Origin of the sequence: Variovorax palleresanus, assembly GCF_051144945.1 — a bacterium.
Taxonomy (GTDB): Bacteria; Pseudomonadota; Gammaproteobacteria; order Burkholderiales; family Burkholderiaceae_C; genus Variovorax; species Variovorax paradoxus_S.
Genome location: NZ_JBJNVP010000002.1, coordinates 1,506,285 through 1,523,824, shown reverse-complemented (window position 1 = coordinate 1,523,824; position 17,540 = coordinate 1,506,285). Strand labels below are relative to the sequence as shown.

Here is a 17,540-nt window from a genome sequence, read left to right as displayed (position 1 = left end):
TGTCCACCCCTTGCGGTAAGCCCCTGAAAGGCGCCGGCGCACGCGCGTCGGCTATCGTCTCGCCCATGAATGCCTCCCTTCGCCTTGGCTGGCGCACCCTTTGGCGCGATCTGCGCGCCGGCGAACTGCGCCTCTTGATCGTTGCCGTGCTGCTGGCCGTGGCCGCGCTCACCGCGGTCGGCTTCTTTGCCGACCGGCTGCAGGGCGGCTTGCAGCGCGATGCGCGGCAACTGCTCGGCGGCGACGCCGTGGTCGTAAGCGACAACCCCACGCCCCCGACCTTCATTGCGCAGGCCCGCGCATTCGGCCTGCAGGGGACCGGCACCTACGGCTTCCCGACCATGGCGCGGGCCGACGATGCCCAGGGCGGCGCCAGCAAGCTGGTGGCGCTCAAGGCGGTGGCCCCAGGTTATCCGTTGCGCGGCAGCCTGCAGACCGCCAGCACCGCCGAGGCGCCCGGCACCATCACGCGCGACATACCAACGCCGGGCGAGGTGTGGGTCGATGCCTCGCTGCTCGACTCTCTGGGGCTCAAGGTGGGCGACCCGCTTCTTCTTGGCGACACCAGTCTGCGCGTCGGCCGCGTGATCACGCTCGAGCCGGATCGCGGAGCGGGCTTCATGAGCTTTTCGCCGCGCGTGATGCTCAACCAGGCGGACGTGCCGCGCACCGGCCTCGTCCAGCCCGCGAGCCGCGTTGGCTACCGGTATGCGGTGGCAGGCGACGATGCGGCCGTCAAGCGCTTTTCCGACTGGGCCGAGGCCGCGATCAAGAAGGGCGACCTGCGCGGCGTGCGGCTCGACTCCTTCGAGGGCGGGCGTCCCGAGATGCGCCAGACGCTGGACCGCGCCGAGAAATTCCTGAGCCTGGTCGCGCTGCTCGCGGCGCTGCTCTCGGCGGTGGCCGTGGCGCTGGCCGCGCGCGGCTTCGCGGCCAGCCATCTGGACGACTGCGCCATGCTGCGCGTGCTGGGCCAGAGCCAGCGCACCATCGCGCTGGCTTACTCCTTCGAGTTCGCGGTCGTCGGCCTTGCGGCCAGCAGCCTCGGCGTGGCGCTCGGCTTTGGCGTGCACTACGTCTTCGTGGTGCTGCTCGCGGGGCTGGTCGAAACCGCGCTGCCCGCGGCCACCTTGTGGCCCGTGGCGTTCGGTCTCGGCATGGGGCTCACGCTGCTGTTCGCCTTCGGCCTGCCGCCGGTGCTGCAATTGGCCAGGGTGCCTCCGCTGCGCGTGATCCGGCGCGACGTGGGCGGGCTCAAGCCCGCGTCGCTCGCGGTGCTGGGCATCGGCGTGGCCGGTTTCGCGGCCTTGCTGATCGCCGCCAGCAGCGACCTGAAGCTGGGCCTGATCGCCGTTGGCGGCTTCGCGGGCGCGGTGGCCGTGTTTGCGCTCCTGAGCTGGCTCGCGGTGAAGGTGCTGCGCCGCAGCGTCAATGAAACCACCGCCCCGCGCTGGCTGGTGCTGGCCACGCGCCAGATCTCGGCGCGCCCGGCCTACGCGGTGGTGCAGGTCAGCGCACTTGCCGTGGGCCTGCTGGCGCTGGTGCTGCTGGTGCTGCTGCGCACCGACCTGGTCGCGAGCTGGCGCAAGGCCACGCCGCCCGATGCGCCCAACCGCTTCGTGATCAACGTCATGCCCGACCAGAGCACCGCGTTCCAGAAGTCGCTGCGCGATGCCGGCGTGAGCAAGTTCGACTGGTACCCGATGATCCGCGGCCGGCTGGTGGCCGTGAACGGCAAGCCGGTGTCGCCCGACGACTACGTGGAAGACCGCGCCAAGCGGCTGGTGGACCGCGAGTTCAACCTCAGCAACAGCGTGCAGGCGCCGCCGCACAACGCCGTGGTGGCGGGCGAGTGGAAGCCCGATGCGCCGGGCGAAGTGAGCGTGGAAGAAGGCCTGGCCGAGACCCTCGGCCTGAAGTTGGGCGACACGATGCGCTTCGACATCGGCGGCATGCAGAACGACGCGCGCATCACATCGCTGCGCAAGGTCGACTGGGGCTCGCTGCATGCCAACTTCTTCGTGATGTACACGGTGGCCGCGTTGCCCGACGTGCCCGTGACCTACATGGGCGCCTTCCGCGCACCCGAAACCCGGGGCTTCGACAACGCGCTGGTGCGCAGCTACCCCAACGTGACCAACGTCGACATGAGCGCCACCATCAACCAGGTGCAGCGCGTGCTCGACCAGGTGGTTCGCGCGGTCGAGTTCCTGTTCGGCTTCACGCTCGCCGCGGGGCTGGTGGTGTTGTTTGCCGCGGTCACGGCCACGCGTGAGGAGCGCGCGCGCGAGTTCGCGGTGATGCGCGCGGTGGGTGCGCGGGCCAGCCTGCTGCGCCAGGTGCAGCGCGCCGAACTCGTGGGCGTGGGCTTGCTCGCGGGCTTCCTGGCGAGCATCGTGGCCTCGGCCATCGGCTGGGGCCTGGCACGCTACGTGTTCGACTTCACCTGGACCGCGTCCCCCATCGTGCCGGTGGCCGGTGCGCTCGCGGGCGCGGTGCTGGCGCTGTCCGCAGGCTGGTGGGGGCTGCGCGACGTGCTGCGCAGGCCGGTGGTCGATACGCTGCGGCGGGCGGCGGAGTGAGTAGGGGAATCTTCCTGTCCAATAGCGGCATGGAATATCCACCGAACAAACTCGCAGAACGGCTGACCGAGCTCGAGATCAAGTCGAGCTATGCCGAGGACCTGCTCGAGCAGCTGAACATGACGATCTACCGTCAACAGCAGCAGATCGACAGCTTGGTCCTTCAGGTCACCCAGTTGAAACAGCAAAGCCAGAACGCGGGGCAGGAGGGGGCGGCGCGCAATCTCCGGGACGAGCTGCCGCCGCACTACTGAAGGCAGTGTTCTTCAGGGCGGCGCTCCCGCCGACGGAGTACCTTTCTCCGCGAATGTCCCCCGGCCTGCGGCTCCTCCTTTATTTCGCTGCGCAAGGCACCCCGCCAGCGGGGGCGTTGGACAGAGCAGTGGTTGATCGGGTGGAACAAGCACGGCGCTTGGTGTGCACAGGGCGCCGGGTGCTCCCCGCAGCGAAATAAAGGAGGAGCCGAAGGCGGGGGACATTCGCGGAGGGGAGTACCCGGTGGCCTGTGCACACGCCCTGAACGGAACCGGCCAAAAAAAGATCACCCGTGCGAGTGCCAGAGCACCGCAAAGAAATGGCACGCACTGCCCGCCAGGACGAACAGGTGCCAGACAAAGTGCGCAAACCGCACCTTGTTGTCGAACAGGAAGACCACGGCACCCGCCGTGTAGAAGAGTCCACCGGCCACGAGCCACCCCAGCCCCGCGGGCGACATGCGTTCGTACAGCGGCACCGCCGCCATCAACGCCATCCAGCCCATCCCCACGTAGAGGCCGGTCGACCACAGCGGATGCCGCAGCCGGTTGAACAGCTTGGCACCCACGCCCAGCGCGGCCGCGGCGCAGACCGCTGCGAACAGGGTCCAGCCCCAGGGCCCGCGCAGCACGCCGAACAGGAAGGGCATGTAGCTGCCCGCAATGAAAAGGTAGATGGCCGCGTGGTCGAGCCGGTTGAACCACGCCTTGGCCCTGCCCATGGGCAGCGCGTGGTACAGCGTGGAGATCAGGTACAGCACGATGGCCGTGCCCGCAAAGAGCGATGCGCCGACGACGCTCGCGGCTTGCCCCTTCTGGGCAGCGCTGTAGACCAGGATGGGCAGAGAGGCAATCGCAAGTAGCAGGCCGAGGCCGTGGCTCAATGCATTGAAGATTTCTTCCAGCGTGGTCTGGTCGCGGGCCAGCGGAGGCCGCTTGTCCGCTTGGACTGGAATGGCTTGCTGCAACTGCATCGGTTGTCGATTCGTCATTGGTAACAGAATCTCCTGGATTGGAATTGGTTCCGCGGAATTTCGTGAAGCCGGCAAGTCATGTTACTTGACCTGCTGTTTGCCCAATTTGCGTGCCAATGTGCGCCGATGCATGCCGAGACGCCGCGCGGTCTCGGAAATGTTGAAGCCGGTTTCGGCCAATGTCTCGTGGATGCGCTCCCATTCGAGCGTTTTGATCGAAGTCGATCGGTTGGTCAGTTCCACCTCGGTGGTGCCGGTGGCGCGGCCGAAGGCGGCCTCGATGTCGTCGGTGTTCGAGGGCTTGGCCAGGTAGTGGCAGGCGCCGAGCTTGATCGCCTCGACGGCCGTGGCGATGCTGGCAAAGCCCGTGAGCACCACGATCAGCATCTTGGGGTTGTGCCGGTGCAGCATCTGCACGCACGCCAGCCCCGAGGCCTCGCCGTTGAGCTTCAGGTCGACCACGGCATAGCCGTAGCCGGGTGCATGCGTCTGCAGCAGGGTCTCGACTTCTTCGGCATTGCTCGCGTGCGTGACCGCGTAGCCGCGGCGCTCGAACGACTTGCCGAGCGTGCGTGCGAAGGCCGCGTCGTCTTCGACGATCAGCAACTGGCGCTCGGCTTCAGCGGTTTCCGTCATGGGCTTTCGTTTTTTCGATGGCGTCGATGGCTGGCGTCTCTTCGCCGGCTTCTTCTTCTTCCTCTTCTTCCAGCACGATCGCCGCAAGGGGCAGCGTGATGGCCACGATGGCACCGCCTTCGGGCCGGTTGTGCACCGCGACGCGGCCGCCCAGGGTGCGCGCCACGTTGACCACCAGGAACAGCCCGAGCCCGCCGCCCGGCCGTCCCTTGCTCGACTGGTAGGGCTTGCCGAACTCCTTCAGGATGGACGGCAGGAACCCCGGGCCGGCATCGGTCACGGTGAGAGTCAGCGCGTCGGCGTCGTGCGCCACCTCGAAGCGCAGCCAGTGCGGCGAGGCTTCCAGCGCATTGTCGAGCACGTTGCAGATCATCTGCTTCAGGGCCGAGTCGGAAACCATGGGCAGGTCTTGGCCAAAGCGGTTGTCGTAGTCGAAGTCTTCGACCGGCCGCGTGGTGCGCCATTCCTCGACCAGCTCGTCGAGGAAGGTGCTCACCGTGGTCTCTTCCGACGACTCGCCGCGCGCCTCGCCGGCCGACAGCAGGATGCCGCTCACGATGCTCTTGCAGCGTTGGATCTGCAGCTCCATCTCGGCCACTTCGGTCAGCAGCTCGGGGTCGGAGCTGAAATGCGGCAGCCGACGCCAGTCGCCGAGGATCACCGCCAGCGTGGCCAGCGGCGTGCCGAGCTCGTGCGCGGCGCCCGATGCGAGCAGTCCCATGCGCACGATGTGCTCTTCTTCCGACGCGCGCTGGCGCAGGTCGGCCAGCCGCGCATCGCGTGCGCGCAGGTTGCGGCTGATGCGCGTGATGAACACCACCAGCAGCGCCGCGTTGAGCGCAAAGCAGATCAGCATGCCCTGCACGTACGGGCTCCAGAGCCCGCGGTCGTGGTCGAGCGGCAGCGCGAGCGGGCGCGAGAAAAGCGCCAGCCCCGCGAAGCAGAGGCTGGTGACGACGACGATGGTCCACGTCGACCAGGCCTTGAGCAGCACCGCGCCCAGGATGACCTGCAGCAGATACAAAAAGACGAACGGATTGGTGGCGCCGCCGCTCAGGTAGAGCTGTGCGGTGAGCGTGGCCACGTCGACCAAGAGCGCGAGAAAGAGTTCGCCGTTGGTCACGCGGCGAAGGCTGCGCGAGCGCAGCAGGCTCACGCCATTGAAGAGCGCAAGGCAGGTCAGCACCTGCAGCATGTGGTCCAGCGGCAGCCGGATGCCGAAGCCGTAGTGCACCAGCAGGATGGTGGCCACCTGCCCGACCACTGCGAACCAGCGCAGCTGGATCAGCTGCTGCATGTTCTTGTGGCCGGTGGCGTTGTCCAGGCTTGCCACGCCCGCGCGGGGCGCGTGCAGTTCTCCCGCGACGGCGAGAGGCTCAGTCGCGGCGGGCATCTGGACGGGCGCTGGCTTGGGCATTGGCGGCATTTTCGCCGCTGCGGCGCCTGCGCCCCTCGCGCCAGGCGTACCCGGCGGCGGCCAGGACCATCAGCGCCAGGCCGTACCAGGTGATGGCGTAGACAAGATGGCTGTTGGGAAAGGCGATGACCGTGAGGCCGCCGGCGGGCCAGGCGGGGGCCGCGCTGGACGAAGAGGGCGCGGCATCCGCATCGACGAAATACGGCGCCACGTTGTTGCCGAGGCCGCGTGCCGCGGCAATGGCCTGCACGTCGCGCGAGAACCAGCGCCCTTCGCCTGGCTGGTTCTTGCGCAGGAAGCCACCGTTGGGCTCGGTGATGCGCAGCAGCCCGGTCACCATGGTTTCGCCCTGGGGCTCGGTGGCGGCACGCGCCGGGCGCCCCTGCGCTTCGGGCGGCACGAAGCCGCGGTTGACCAGCACGATGCTGCCATCGGCAGCGCGCAAGGGCGTCAGCACCCAGAAGCCGGCGCCGAGCCGGGTGCTGGCCTGCACCAGGGTTTCCTTGTCGTGGAGAAAGGTGCCGGTGAGGCGCACGCGCCGGTATTCGTCGGCGGCCGCGTTGACCTGCGGCCAGCGCTCGGGGCCGGGCCCATCGGCGGGCGCAGCGTGCACGCGCTGTTCGACGCGGGCGATGAGATCGAGCTTCCAGGCCCGGCGCTCGACCTGCCAGGTGCCGAGCGCGAAGAAGCCGGCAAAGGCCAGTGCCGCGCAGACCGCCAGCGCCGCCCGGGCCGCCGCGGAGCGCTGGCGGCCGGCCGGTGTGTCGAGGCTTTGGGTGCTGTGGTCTGGCGGCGGTGGCGTCAAGGCATGTTCTTCATGTCGTGCACCGACATCGGCATCATGTTGGCGTTCATGTGGTACATGACCCAGAGCGATCCGGCCAGCGTGATCACCACGAGCACGATCGTGAAGATCAGCGCCAGCATGTTCCAGCCGCTCTCGGACTTGGCGTCCATGTGCAGGAAGTAGATCATGTGGACCACGATCTGCACCGCGGCAAAGCCCAGGATGACGAGCGAGGTGGTGTGCGTGCTGGTGAGCACCTTGCCCATCACGAGCCAGAACGGAATCGCGGTCAGGATCACGGCCAGCACGAAGCCGGTCATGTAGCCCTTGAAGGTGCTGTGGCTGACGGGGCCGTCGTCGTGATGGTCGTCGTGCGCATCATGGCTGTGCGCGGCGTTGGTGGTGGGGGCGGTCATTGCATCGATCCCATCAGGTAGACGAAAGTGAAGACGCCGATCCACACCACGTCCAGGAAGTGCCAGAACATCGACAGGCACATCAGGCGGCGGCGGTTTGCGGCGGTGAAACCGTGCTTGGGCAGCTGGATCATCAGCACGACGAGCCACACGATGCCGAAGGTCACGTGCAGGCCGTGGGTGCCGACCAGTGCGAAGAACGACGACAGGAACGCGCTGCGCTGCGGGCCCGCGCCTTCATGGAGGAGGTGCGCGAACTCGTACAGCTCCAGGCCGATGAAGCCCGCGCCCAAGAGGCCGGTGATGGCCAGCCACACCAGCGTGCCGCCCATGCGCTTGCGTTGCATCTCGAGCACCGCAAAACCATAGGTGATGGACGAGAAGAGCAGCAGCGAGGTATTGATGGCCACCAGCGGCAGGTCGAACAGGTCGGCACCCGAGGGGCCGGCCGCGTAGCTGCGGCCCAGCACGCCATACACCGCGAACAGGCAGGCGAAGACCAGGCAGTCGCTCATCAGGTAGAGCCAGAAGCCCAGCAGCGTGCCGTTCTCGGGATGGTGGTCGTTGCCGACGTGGAACAGCTCGAACACGGGCGGCTTGCCCGTCTGGTCGCTGTGGGCGTGGACGCCCGCGGGAGTTTGCAGAGCGGTGGTATCAGACATGGGCGGCTCCCAGCAGGCGGGTGCGTTCGGCCTCGGTGCGCACGACGTCTTCCGTGGGGATGTAGTAGTCGCGCTTGTAGTTGAAGGTATGGATGATCACGGCGGCCAGCATGGCGACGAAGCCGATGCCCGCTACGAGCCACATCTGCCAGATCAGCGCGAAGCCGCAGGTCGCTGCCAGGGCCGCGATGACGAAGCCGGCGGCCGTGTTCTTGGGCATGTGGATGGGCGTGAAGCCTTCGAGCGGGCGCGCGTAGCCGCGGCGCTTCATGTCGGTCCAGGCGTCGTTGTCGTGGATGCGCGGCGTGAACGCGAAGTTGTAGGCCGGCGGCGGCGACGAGGTCGACCACTCGAGCGTGCGGCCGTTCCACGGGTCGCCCGTGGTGTCGCGCAGCGAATCGCGGCGGATGTAGCTCACCACCAGCTGGATCAGGAACGACGCGATGCCCAGCGCGATCAGCACGGCGCCGAAGGCGGCGACCTGGAACCAGATCTGCAGCGACATGTCCTGGAAGTGGCTCATGCGGCGGGTGACGCCCATCAGGCCCAGGATGTAAAGCGGCATGAAGGCGAACCAGAAGCCGACGATCCAGAACCAGAACGAGCACTTGCCCCAGAACGGATCGAGCTTGTAGCCGAAGGCCTTGGGGAACCAGTAGGTGATGCCCGCCAGCATGCCGAACAGCACGCCGCCGATGATCACGTTGTGGAAGTGGGCGATCAGGAACAGGCTGTTGTGCAGCACGAAGTCGGCCGGAGGCACCGCGAGCAGCACACCCGTCATGCCGCCGATCACGAAGGTGATCATGAAGCCGATGGTCCACATCATGGGCAGCTCGAAGCGGATGCGGCCGCGGTACATGGTGAAGAGCCAGTTGAAGATCTTTGCGCCCGTCGGGATCGAGATGATCATCGTCGTGATGCCGAAGAACGAGTTCACGCTGGCGCCGGAGCCCATGGTGAAGAAGTGGTGCAGCCACACGAGGTACGACAGGATGGTGATCACGACCGTGGCGTACACCATCGACGCGTAGCCGAAGAGGCGCTTGCCCGAGAAGGTGGAGACCACTTCCGAGAAGATGCCGAAGGCCGGCAGGATCAGGATGTAGACCTCGGGGTGGCCCCAGATCCAGATCAGGTTCACGTACATCATGGCGTTGCCGCCGAGGTCGTTCGTGAAGAAGTTGGTGCCGACGTAGCGGTCGAGCGACAGCAGGGCCAGCACGGCGGTCAGCACCGGGAAAGCCGCCACGATCAGCACGTTGGTGCAGAGGGCCGTCCAGGTGAACACCGGCATCTTCATCATCGTCATGCCGGGCGCGCGCATCTTCACGATGGTGGCCAGCAGGTTGACGCCGGAGAGCAGGGTCCCTACCCCCGCTATCTGCAATGACCAGATGTAGTAGTCGACCCCCACGTCGGGGCTGAAGAGAATGCCCGACAGCGGCGGATAGGCCAGCCAGCCGGTCTTGGCGAACTCGCCGACGAAGAGCGAGGCCATCACCAGGCCCGCGCCGAAGGTGGTCATCCAGAAGCTGAAGTTGTTCAGAAACGGAAAGGCCACGTCGCGCGCGCCGATCTGCAGCGGCACCACGAAGTTCATGAGGCCCGTGACCAGCGGCATGGCCACGAAGAAGATCATGATCACGCCGTGGGCGGTGAAGATCTGGTCGTAGTGGTGCGGCGGCAGGAAGCCGGCGTTGTCGCCGAAGGCGATGGCCTGCTGGGCCCGCATCATGATCGCGTCGGCAAAGCCGCGCAGCAGCATCACCAGCCCGAGGATGATGTACATGATGCCGATCTTCTTGTGGTCGATGCTGGTGATCCAGTCGCGCCACAGGGTGCCCCACAGCTTGAAGTAGGTCAGGGCGCCGAGGACGGCAAGGCCGCCCAGCACCACGGCCGCAAAGGTCGCAAGCAGGATGGGCTCGTGGTAGGGAATCGCCTCCCACGTGAGGCGGCCGAAGATGAGCTTCGTCAGGTCAAGGTTCTCGAACATCGTCATTCTTCGGTGGTGCACATCGCCGTGACGTACTTGCGCGTCGGCGAACTGGAATTGATGCTGTCGGGCTGCCAGGCGGTTGCCTTGGTGGCCACGTTGAAGGCGCCGGGCTTGCCCAGGCCGCCCTCGGCGTCGATGGCCATCATCTGCTTCATGCACATCTTGTTGCGGTCGACGCAACGGTTGAGGATGGCGTCGTACAGGTCGGGCGCCACGCTGGCGTAGTGGCGCACGGGGTCGCGCTCGCTTGGCGCTTCGAGCTTCACGTAGGTTTCGCGGCTGAGTTCGCCGTCCTTGCCGGCCTTGGCCTTCTTGACCCACTCTTCAAAGCCGTCGTTGGTCAGGCCGTGGAACTTGAAGCGCATGCCCGAGAAGCCCGCGCCGCTGTAGTTGGCCGAGAAGCCCTCGAACTCACCCGGCTTGTTGATGACCGCGTGCAGCTTGGTTTCCATGCCCGGCATGGCGTAGATCTGGCCGGCCAGTGCGGGAATGAAGAAAGAATTCATCACCGAGGTGGCCGTGATCTTGAAAGTGATCGGCCGGTCGACCGGCGCGGCCATTTCGTTCACCGTGGCAAAACCCTGCTCGGGGTAGATGAAGAGCCATTTCCAGTCGAGTGCCACCACTTCGACCACCAGCGGCTTGGCTTCGGCGGGAATCGGGCGCTCGGCGTCCAGGCGACTCAGCGGCCGGTACGGGTCGAGCGTGTGGGTGCTGATCCAGGTGATGGCACCCAGCGCAATGATGATCAGGAGCGGCGCGGCCCAGATCGCGAGTTCGAGCTGGGTGGAGTGGTCCCAGTCGGGGCTGTAGTCGGCCTCCTTGTTCGACTGGCGGTAGCGCCAGGCGAAGAAGATGGTCAGCGCGATCACCGGAATGATGATGATCAGCATCAGCACGGTGGAGACGACGATCAGGCGTCCCTGCTGGTTGGCGATGTCGCCGGAAGGGTTCATGAGCACCGTGTTGCAGCCCGCCAGCAAGGCGAGGGGGAGCAACAGGAGCCATCGGCGAAGGGAGTGGAGGGTGGGCATGCCGAAGAGAAAGAAAGAGGTGCGTGGGCTGCGCAAAGACTCCACAATCTACGACCAAAGGCGCCCGCCGCCTATTGGACGTTTTGTCCTATGGCGGGAATCCCCATTCGGTGAGACGCTTGGAACCTCTGTTCAATGGTCTACCTTTGTCACTGCCGGTGACACCCGAATTACAAAACGCAATGACGACGACGTCCAGCATCAGTCCGCAAGGCGCACAGCCTGTGCCGAACACGTCCGGAAACGGCGCCAGCCAGAGCGACGCCGATCACTCGCACATCGCCCCGGGCGAGATCGCGGTGGGCGTGATCATCGGCCGCGCCTCCGAGTATTTCGACTTCTTCGTCTACGGCATTGCCTCGGTGCTGGTGTTTCCGTACATATTTTTTCCGTTCGAACAGCGCCTGGAGGGCATCCTCTACGCTTTCGTGGTCTTTTCGTTCGCGTTCATCGCACGGCCGTTCGGAACTGTCATCTCGATGGCGATCCAGCGACGATTCGGGCGCGAGACCAAACTGACGATCGCACTGTTCCTGCTGGGCACCTCCACTGCGGGCATCGCCTTCCTGCCGGGCTACGAGAGCATCGGGTTCACGGCGATCGTGCTGCTGTCGGTGTTCCGCTTCTGCCAGGGCCTGGCACTCGGCGGCTCATGGGACGGCCTGCCCTCGTTGCTGGCGCTGAACGCGCCGCCGAACCGCCGCGGCTGGTATGCCATGCTGGGCCAGCTGGGTGCGCCCATCGGCTTCTTCATTGCCAGTGCGCTGTTCGCCTACCTCTACGCGAGCCTCTCGATCAAGGACTTTCTCGATTGGGGCTGGCGCTACACCTTCTACGTGGCCTTCGCGATCAACGTGGTGGCGCTGTTCGCGCGCCTCAGGCTGGTGGCCACCGAAGAGTATTCCCGCCTGCTCGAAGAGCGCGAGCTGCAACCCACCAGCGTGGTCGAGCTGACCCGCTCCCAGGGCGCCAACCTGCTGATCGGCGCCTTCGCCGCGCTGGCCAGCTATGCGCTGTTCCACCTGATCACGGTGTTCCCGCTGTCGTGGATCACGCTGTATTCCGACCAGTCGATCACCGAGTTCCTGGTGGTGCAGATGATCGGCGCGGTGTTCTGCGCCGGCGGTACCGTGGCCTCGGGCGTGATCGCCGACCGCGTGGGGCGCCGTTTCACGCTGGGCGGCCTGGCCGCGCTGATTGCGGTGTTCAGTGGTTTTGCCCCCACGCTGCTCGACGGCGGCCGCATCGGCCAGGACATCTTCATTCTGCTGGGCTTCGTGCTGCTGGGGCTTTCCTATGGCCAGGCGGCCGGCGCCGTAACCTCGAACTTCGAGCCCAAGTACCGCTACACCGGTGCCGCACTGACGGCCGACCTGGCGTGGCTCATCGGTGCCGCCTTTGCCCCGCTGGTGGCACTGGGCCTGTCGGCGAATTTCGGGCTGGCCTATGTGAGCGTGTATCTGCTGTCGGGCGCGGTCGGCACGCTGGCGGCGCTGGGGCTGAACCGGGCGCTGGTGCGCGACTGACCGGGTCAACACCGGCCGCGCGTGCTGGCTTAGCATTCGCTCCATGTTCGCCGCCGCCATCTTCGACATGGACGGGCTGCTGATCGATTCGGAGCGGCCCATCATGGCTGCCTGGATCGAAGCGGCCCGCACGCTCGACATCGAGCTTTCGCACAGCCAGTATCTGCAGGTGGTGGGCCTTGCCACCGCGGAGTCCGAGCTGATTCTCGGCACGCTGCTCGGCGGGCCTGAAGCCTATCGCCATGCCATCGGGCACGTTCGCAAACTGCTGCAACTGCAGCGGGCGGACGGCCTTCCGATGTTTCCGATCAAGCCCGGCGCGGCCGAGTTCCTGGGCGCGCTGCGCCAGCGCGGAACGCGTTGCGCCGTCGCATCGTCTTCGACCAGTGGGCAGATCCAGGCCTGCCTCGGCAGCCTCGACGTGCTCCATCACTTCGACGCTTTTGCAGGTGGCGACGAGGTGGCACGCGCGAAGCCCGATCCGGCGCTCTACCTGCTCGCGGCGAAGCGCCTGGGCGTCGACCCGGCGGAATGCGTGGCCTTCGAGGACAGCGAGAACGGCGCCAAGGCCGCGCTGGCAGCGGGCCTCCGAGTCGTGATCGTGCCGGATCTCAAGCACCCGCCCGCGTCGATCGTCGAGCGGGCGTTCCATGTGCTCGACTCCCTTCACGAGGCCCTCGCCCATGTGCCGCGGTGGTTTCCCGGCCAGGTGATACGCACATGATCAAGATCGGGACCCTCTGCCACGTGCTCGACAGCTGCCTCGCGTCGCCGATGACCGAGCGCGCCGTCGGACGCATCGTGGAGGTGGTCTCGGCGCTCTACGAGGCGCCCAGCGAGCGCTACCTGCCCGGCACTTACTACGACGTGCTGTTCGAGGGCTGGACCTTCTATTGCCGCAGCGACAAGCTCGTGCCCATTTCCGATCCCGATGCGGATGTCGGCAACTGGGAAGATGAATTCATCGACGCCCCCGCCGGCCCTCCATCGAGAGCGCTTCAGAGCACCTCGTCGCGCAACTGCGGAAACACCTTCGACACCTTGGCGAGCAGGTAGTCGCCGTAGCGGCCGCTGAAGGCGTGCACGTTGGCGCGGTCCCAGCGCTCGGCGCTGTCGTCGCGCGCCTCCGCGCCCGCGAGGCCTTCGATGCGCTGCACCCGCGCCTCGAAATTCGGGTCGAAGAATAGCGGAAACGACAGCCGGTCGCGGCCCGAGGTGTTGCGCCTCACGCGGTGCGGCGTCGACTTGTAGAGCCCGCCGGTCATGCGGTCGAGCATGTCGCCGATGTTGCAGACGAAGGAGCCGGGAATCGGCGGCGCGTCGATCCAGCCGCCCGGCGTGTGCACGGCGAGGCCGCCCACGTCGTCCTGGTGCAGGACGGTGAGCAGGCCGTAGTCGGTGTGCTCGCCCACGCCCCACTGCACGTCGAGGCCCTCGGGCACGGGCTGCGACGGATAGTTGAACAGGCGGAACAAGATGAGAGGATCGGCCGTGTAGCGCTCGGCGAAGTACGCCGCCGGCAGGCCGAGGCTCAGCGCAATGCCCTCCATCAGCCGGTGGCCCAGCTGCGTGACGGCCGCCATGTAGTCGAGGATGGTTTCGCGCAAGCCCGGCACGTCGGGGAAAAGGTTGGGCCCGTGCACCGGCGTCTTCGTCTGCACCAGCGGGTGCGAGGCGGGTAGCTCGGTGCCGAGGTAGAGGCCTTCTTTCCAGTCGGGCCGGCCCGAAGTGAGTTCACCGCCGAGCGGGAAGAAGCCGCGCCAGGCCCGTCCGCCCAGGGCCATGCGCCATTGCATCTTCGTCTCGGTGGGCAGTTCGAAGAATCGATGGCTCAGGTCTTCGAGCCGCCGCACCAGCGCTACATCGACGCCGTGGCCGGTGACGTAGAAGAAGCCGTGCGCACGGCATGCGGCGCCGACCTGCGCCGCCACGCCGTCGCGCTCGGGCGCGCCGGCCACGAGCGGGGCGACATCGATCACGGGAAGCGTCTGCGTGTCGGTCATGGGCATGGAGAGCATGTCATGCGTCGCGCGCAAAGGGCGAGCGGATGTCCGAAAGAAACTGCTGCGCGCGGGGATGCTGCGGCCGGTTGAAAAAGTCGTCGGGCGTGGCGCGTTCGAGCACCTTGCCCTCGTCCATGAACAGCACGCGGTCGGCCACCTCGCGCGCAAAGCCCATCTCGTGCGTCACGCAGACCATCGTCATGCCGTCGCGCGTGAGGTCGCGCATCACCAGCAGCACCTCGCCCACCATCTCGGGGTCGAGTGCGCTGGTGGGTTCGTCGAACAGCATCAGCGGCGGCTGCATGGCGAGCGCGCGCGCAATCGCCACGCGCTGCTGCTGGCCGCCCGAGAGCTCGCTGGGCCAGGCGTTGGCCTTGTTCGCAAGACCGACGCGCTGCAGCAGCGCCATCGCGCGCTCTTCGGCCTCCTTGCGTGTGAGGCCGCGCAGCTGCATCGGCGCCATCGTGCAGTTCTGCAGCACCGTGAGATGCGGGAACAGGTTGAACTGCTGGAACACGAAGCCAATGCGCGAGCGGAATGCATTCACGTCGGTGCCTGGCGCATGGATGTCCTTGCCTTCGAAAAGAATGCGGCCCGACTGGATCGGCTCCAGCCGGTTGAAGGTGCGGATGAGCGTGGACTTGCCCGAGCCCGACGGTCCGCACACCACGACCACTTCGCCCTTGTGGATGGTCTCGTTGATGTCGACCAGGGCTTGGTAGCTGCCGTACCACTTGTTGACGTTCTGCAGTTCGATCATGCGGATACCTTGGGGGCCGAAGTGGGGTTGGCGATGGACATGCCGCGCCGCGCGAGACGGCGTTCGAGCCAGTAGGCGAAGCGCGATAGCCCGAAGCAGAGGATGAAATAGGTGAGGCCCAGGATCAGGTAGATCTGCGCCGGCTTGGTGAACACCTGCGTGTTGATCTGCGTCGCGATGAACGACACCTCGGCCAACCCGATGATGTAGCCGAGCGAGGTTTCCTTGATGGTCGAGACGAACTGGTTCACCAGCGAGGGCAGCATGCTGCGCAGTGCCTGCGGCAGCACCACGAGGCGCATCGCGCGGCCGTAGTCCAGGCCCAGCGCGCGGGCGGTTTCCATCTGGCCGCGCGGCAGGCCCTGGATGCCGGCGCGCACGATCTCGGCAAGGTACGCCGCATCGAACACCACGAGCGCGATCAGCATGGTGGTGAACTGGTCGGTCTTCACGCCCGTCACGCTGGGCAGGAAGAAGTAGGCCCAGAAAATCACCATCAGCAAGGGGAGGCCGCGCACCACGAACACGAAGCCCGTGACCGGCCAGCGCAACCAGCGCCACGGGCTCACACGCGCAAGGCCCAGCACGATACCCAGCGGCAGCGCGAGCACCAGGCCGCACGAGGCGAGCAGCAGCGTGAGCACCAGCCCGCCCAGCGGCCCGTTCGGGTACTGCCCGATGAGAAAGTAGACCCAGTAGTCGTTGATGATCTCTAGCATCTCATCAACACTTCTCTAGATGGTCCGCACCGGGAACCGATGGTGGTACCAAGTGGCCAGCCCCGTGATCGCGAGCGACACCGTCAGGTACGCCGCGCTCGCGAACGCGAACGACTCGAAGCTGCGAAAGGTCGCGCTCTCGACCTGCCCGGCCTGGTACATCAGCTCGGCCACGCCGATCACGGTGGCGATCGAGGTGTTCTTCCAGAGGCTCAGCGTCTGCGAAATGAGCGGCGGCACCGTCACGCGCAGCGCCTGCGGCAGCACCACGCGGCGCATGGTGCCCAGAAACCCGAAGCCCAGCGCGCGGCCGGCCTCGAACTGCACGGTGGGAATCGCGCGGATGCCGCTGCGGATGTCTTCCGCCATGAACGCGGCCGTATAGAGCGACAGCGCGATGATGGCGCTGTAGGCCTCGATATGCCCCGCATAGAGCCATTGCTTGATGCCCTCGGGCAGCAACTCGGGCGCGCCGAAATACCAGAACAGCATGTGCGCGAGCAGCGGGATGTTGCGGATCGTCTCCACGTACGCGAAACCGAGCCAGCGCAGCGGTGCGAGCGGAGACAGCCGAAGCAGCGCCACCACCAGCGCGATGGGCAGTGCCAGCACCAGCGAGGCCGCCAGCAGCTGCAGCGAGAGCAGCAGGCCCGCGACCAGCATGTCGTGGTACTTGCCGGTCAGCAGCAACGAATAGTCGAACAGGGGCATGGGGGGCGACAGTATCACCGCGTCGCAGGGAATTTGGCTCCCTCCCCCGCGGGGGGAGGGTTGGGGTGGGGGCACGACGGCGATCGATGCGCCGCGGCCTGTTCAAAGGCCGCTTGCCCCCATCCCTGCCTTCCCCCAGAGGGGGAAGGAGAAATACCAAATCAGTCGATCTTGTCGCTCTCGAGCTTGAAGTCGCGCGTCTGGAATCCGGAAGCCGTGTTCGGGCCGTACCACTTGACGAAGATCTTCTGCGCTTCGCCCGACTTCTCGAGCTCGCGCAGGGTCTCGTCCACCACGGCCTTCAACCCGCTCTCGCCCTTCTTGATGCCGATGGCCAGCGCCTCGGTGCTCAGGTTCTGCTTGAGCACCACGTACTGGGCCTTCTGCGGGCCCAGCTTGGCGTAGCTGCGCAGCAGCGCGGCCTCGTCGTCCACGTAGCCCACGCCCTTGCCCTGCTGCAGCGCCTGGAAGGCCTGCTGGCTGGTGTCGAAGGTCACGACCTCGGCCGTGGGCACGGCCTTGCGGATATTGGGTTCCTGCGTGCCGCCGCGGATGGTCAGCACCTTCTTGCCGGCAAGCTGGGGCACGTCGCTGATGCCGCTGTCCTTCTTCACGATGGCCTTCTGGCCCGTGACGAAGGTGGTGAGCGAAAAGTCGATCTGCGCCTCCCGCTCCTTGTTGTGGGTGAGGCCGGCGGCCACCAGATCGACGTGGCCCTGCTGCAGCTCGGGAATGCGCGCGGCCACCGCGATCTGCTTGAGGACCGGCTTCACGCCGATCTTCTTGGCGATGGCGTTCACCAGATCGACCTCGTAGCCGACGATCTGGCGCGTCTTCGGATCGATGAAAGTGGCGGGCTCGTCGGTGCCGAGCACGCCGACCACGAGTTCGCCCTTCTTCTTGATGTCGGCAAGCTGGTCTGCATGGGCGGCGATGCCCGTCAGCAGGGTGGAGGCGGCGAGGGCCGCGGCGAGCAGGGTGTGGCGCATGGTTGTTCTCACTCCGGATGAAAAGACAAAGGGCTGGACCCTATCAACAAAACCCGAGATTATTAAAT

18 protein-coding genes are annotated in these 17,540 nt (G+C 66.3%); 5 read left to right on the top strand and 13 right to left on the bottom strand.

Features of this window, described 5'->3' with window-relative positions; translation table 11 throughout:
• The first annotated feature begins 65 nt into the window (after window positions 1-65).
• Window positions 66-2,582, top strand: coding sequence for an ABC transporter permease (locus tag ACJ7Z0_RS10895; protein WP_434789875.1), 2,517 nt, complete (start codon window positions 66-68; stop codon window positions 2,580-2,582).
• Window positions 2,583-2,611: 29 nt separating this feature from the next.
• Window positions 2,612-2,836 carry a SlyX family protein gene (locus ACJ7Z0_RS10890; RefSeq protein WP_434789874.1) on the top strand — a complete coding sequence of 75 codons (225 nt, stop codon included), beginning with the start codon at window positions 2,612-2,614 and terminating at the stop codon, window positions 2,834-2,836.
• A gap of 287 nt (window positions 2,837-3,123) precedes the next feature.
• Here ACJ7Z0_RS10890 and trhA read toward each other — a convergent pair whose 3' ends face one another.
• The 8 genes from trhA to cyoA form a co-directional block, all read right to left on the bottom strand.
• Window positions 3,124-3,810 carry a PAQR family membrane homeostasis protein TrhA gene (trhA, locus tag ACJ7Z0_RS10885; RefSeq protein WP_434792648.1) on the bottom strand — a complete coding sequence of 229 codons (687 nt, stop codon included), beginning with the start codon at window positions 3,808-3,810 and terminating at the stop codon, window positions 3,124-3,126.
• A gap of 81 nt (window positions 3,811-3,891) precedes the next feature.
• Window positions 3,892-4,446: a response regulator transcription factor gene (locus ACJ7Z0_RS10880; RefSeq protein ID WP_434789873.1), complete on the bottom strand. Its 555-nt coding sequence runs from the start codon at window positions 4,444-4,446 to the stop codon at window positions 3,892-3,894.
• Window positions 4,430-5,839, bottom strand: coding sequence for an ATP-binding protein (locus ACJ7Z0_RS10875; protein WP_434789872.1), 1,410 nt, complete (start codon window positions 5,837-5,839; stop codon window positions 4,430-4,432). Before ACJ7Z0_RS10875 ends, ACJ7Z0_RS10880 begins: the two co-directional genes overlap by 17 nt.
• Complete coding sequence (locus ACJ7Z0_RS10870; RefSeq protein WP_434789871.1) at window positions 5,823-6,668, bottom strand: SURF1 family protein; 846 nt, start codon at window positions 6,666-6,668, stop codon at window positions 5,823-5,825. The genes ACJ7Z0_RS10875 and ACJ7Z0_RS10870 overlap by 17 nt, the downstream gene beginning before the upstream one ends.
• Window positions 6,665-7,066 carry a cytochrome o ubiquinol oxidase subunit IV gene (gene cyoD, locus ACJ7Z0_RS10865; RefSeq protein WP_434789870.1) on the bottom strand — a complete coding sequence of 134 codons (402 nt, stop codon included), beginning with the start codon at window positions 7,064-7,066 and terminating at the stop codon, window positions 6,665-6,667. The genes ACJ7Z0_RS10870 and cyoD overlap by 4 nt, the downstream gene beginning before the upstream one ends.
• Window positions 7,063-7,728, bottom strand: coding sequence for a cytochrome o ubiquinol oxidase subunit III (cyoC, locus tag ACJ7Z0_RS10860; RefSeq protein ID WP_431128416.1), 666 nt, complete (start codon window positions 7,726-7,728; stop codon window positions 7,063-7,065). The genes cyoD and cyoC overlap by 4 nt, the downstream gene beginning before the upstream one ends.
• Window positions 7,721-9,733, bottom strand: coding sequence for a cytochrome o ubiquinol oxidase subunit I (gene cyoB / locus ACJ7Z0_RS10855; protein WP_434792647.1), 2,013 nt, complete (start codon window positions 9,731-9,733; stop codon window positions 7,721-7,723). Before cyoB ends, cyoC begins: the two co-directional genes overlap by 8 nt.
• Window positions 9,730-10,764, bottom strand: coding sequence for a ubiquinol oxidase subunit II (cyoA, locus tag ACJ7Z0_RS10850; protein ID WP_434789869.1), 1,035 nt, complete (start codon window positions 10,762-10,764; stop codon window positions 9,730-9,732). Before cyoA ends, cyoB begins: the two co-directional genes overlap by 4 nt.
• A 182-nt stretch (window positions 10,765-10,946) precedes the next feature.
• On the opposite strand from cyoA, the gene ACJ7Z0_RS10845 reads away from it, so the two are divergent.
• The 3 genes from ACJ7Z0_RS10845 to ACJ7Z0_RS10835 are packed head-to-tail and all read left to right on the top strand — an operon-like array spanning window position 10,947 to window position 13,346.
• Window positions 10,947-12,290, top strand: coding sequence for an MFS transporter (locus ACJ7Z0_RS10845; RefSeq protein ID WP_434789868.1), 1,344 nt, complete (start codon window positions 10,947-10,949; stop codon window positions 12,288-12,290).
• A 43-nt stretch (window positions 12,291-12,333) separates the two neighbouring features.
• Entirely contained in the window at window positions 12,334-13,014 is a 681-nt protein-coding gene (locus tag ACJ7Z0_RS10840; protein ID WP_434789867.1) for an HAD family hydrolase, read from the top strand.
• Window positions 13,011-13,346 carry a hypothetical protein gene (locus tag ACJ7Z0_RS10835; protein WP_434789866.1) on the top strand — a complete coding sequence of 112 codons (336 nt, stop codon included), beginning with the start codon at window positions 13,011-13,013 and terminating at the stop codon, window positions 13,344-13,346. The genes ACJ7Z0_RS10840 and ACJ7Z0_RS10835 overlap by 4 nt, the downstream gene beginning before the upstream one ends.
• On the opposite strand, the gene ACJ7Z0_RS10830 is transcribed toward ACJ7Z0_RS10835, so the two are convergent.
• The 5 genes from ACJ7Z0_RS10830 to ACJ7Z0_RS10810 all read right to left on the bottom strand — a co-directional run bounded on the left by ACJ7Z0_RS10830 (window position 13,289) and on the right by ACJ7Z0_RS10810 (window position 17,472).
• Entirely contained in the window at window positions 13,289-14,299 is a 1,011-nt protein-coding gene (locus tag ACJ7Z0_RS10830; RefSeq protein ID WP_434789865.1) for an isopenicillin N synthase family dioxygenase, read from the bottom strand. The two genes, ACJ7Z0_RS10835 and ACJ7Z0_RS10830, sit on opposite strands and share 58 nt — an antisense overlap.
• A 10-nt stretch (window positions 14,300-14,309) precedes the next feature.
• Window positions 14,310-15,053 carry an amino acid ABC transporter ATP-binding protein gene (locus ACJ7Z0_RS10825; RefSeq protein WP_431128432.1) on the bottom strand — a complete coding sequence of 248 codons (744 nt, stop codon included), beginning with the start codon at window positions 15,051-15,053 and terminating at the stop codon, window positions 14,310-14,312.
• Window positions 15,050-15,772: an amino acid ABC transporter permease gene (locus ACJ7Z0_RS10820; RefSeq protein WP_307580637.1), complete on the bottom strand. Its 723-nt coding sequence runs from the start codon at window positions 15,770-15,772 to the stop codon at window positions 15,050-15,052. Before ACJ7Z0_RS10820 ends, ACJ7Z0_RS10825 begins: the two co-directional genes overlap by 4 nt.
• A gap of 15 nt (window positions 15,773-15,787) precedes the next feature.
• Entirely contained in the window at window positions 15,788-16,483 is a 696-nt protein-coding gene (locus ACJ7Z0_RS10815) for an amino acid ABC transporter permease (RefSeq protein WP_434789864.1), read from the bottom strand.
• A gap of 161 nt (window positions 16,484-16,644) precedes the next feature.
• Window positions 16,645-17,472 (bottom strand): ABC transporter substrate-binding protein, encoded by an 828-nt coding sequence (locus ACJ7Z0_RS10810; protein WP_434789863.1) that lies wholly within the window; start codon window positions 17,470-17,472, stop codon window positions 16,645-16,647.
• Between the last annotated feature and the right edge of the window lie 68 nt (window positions 17,473-17,540).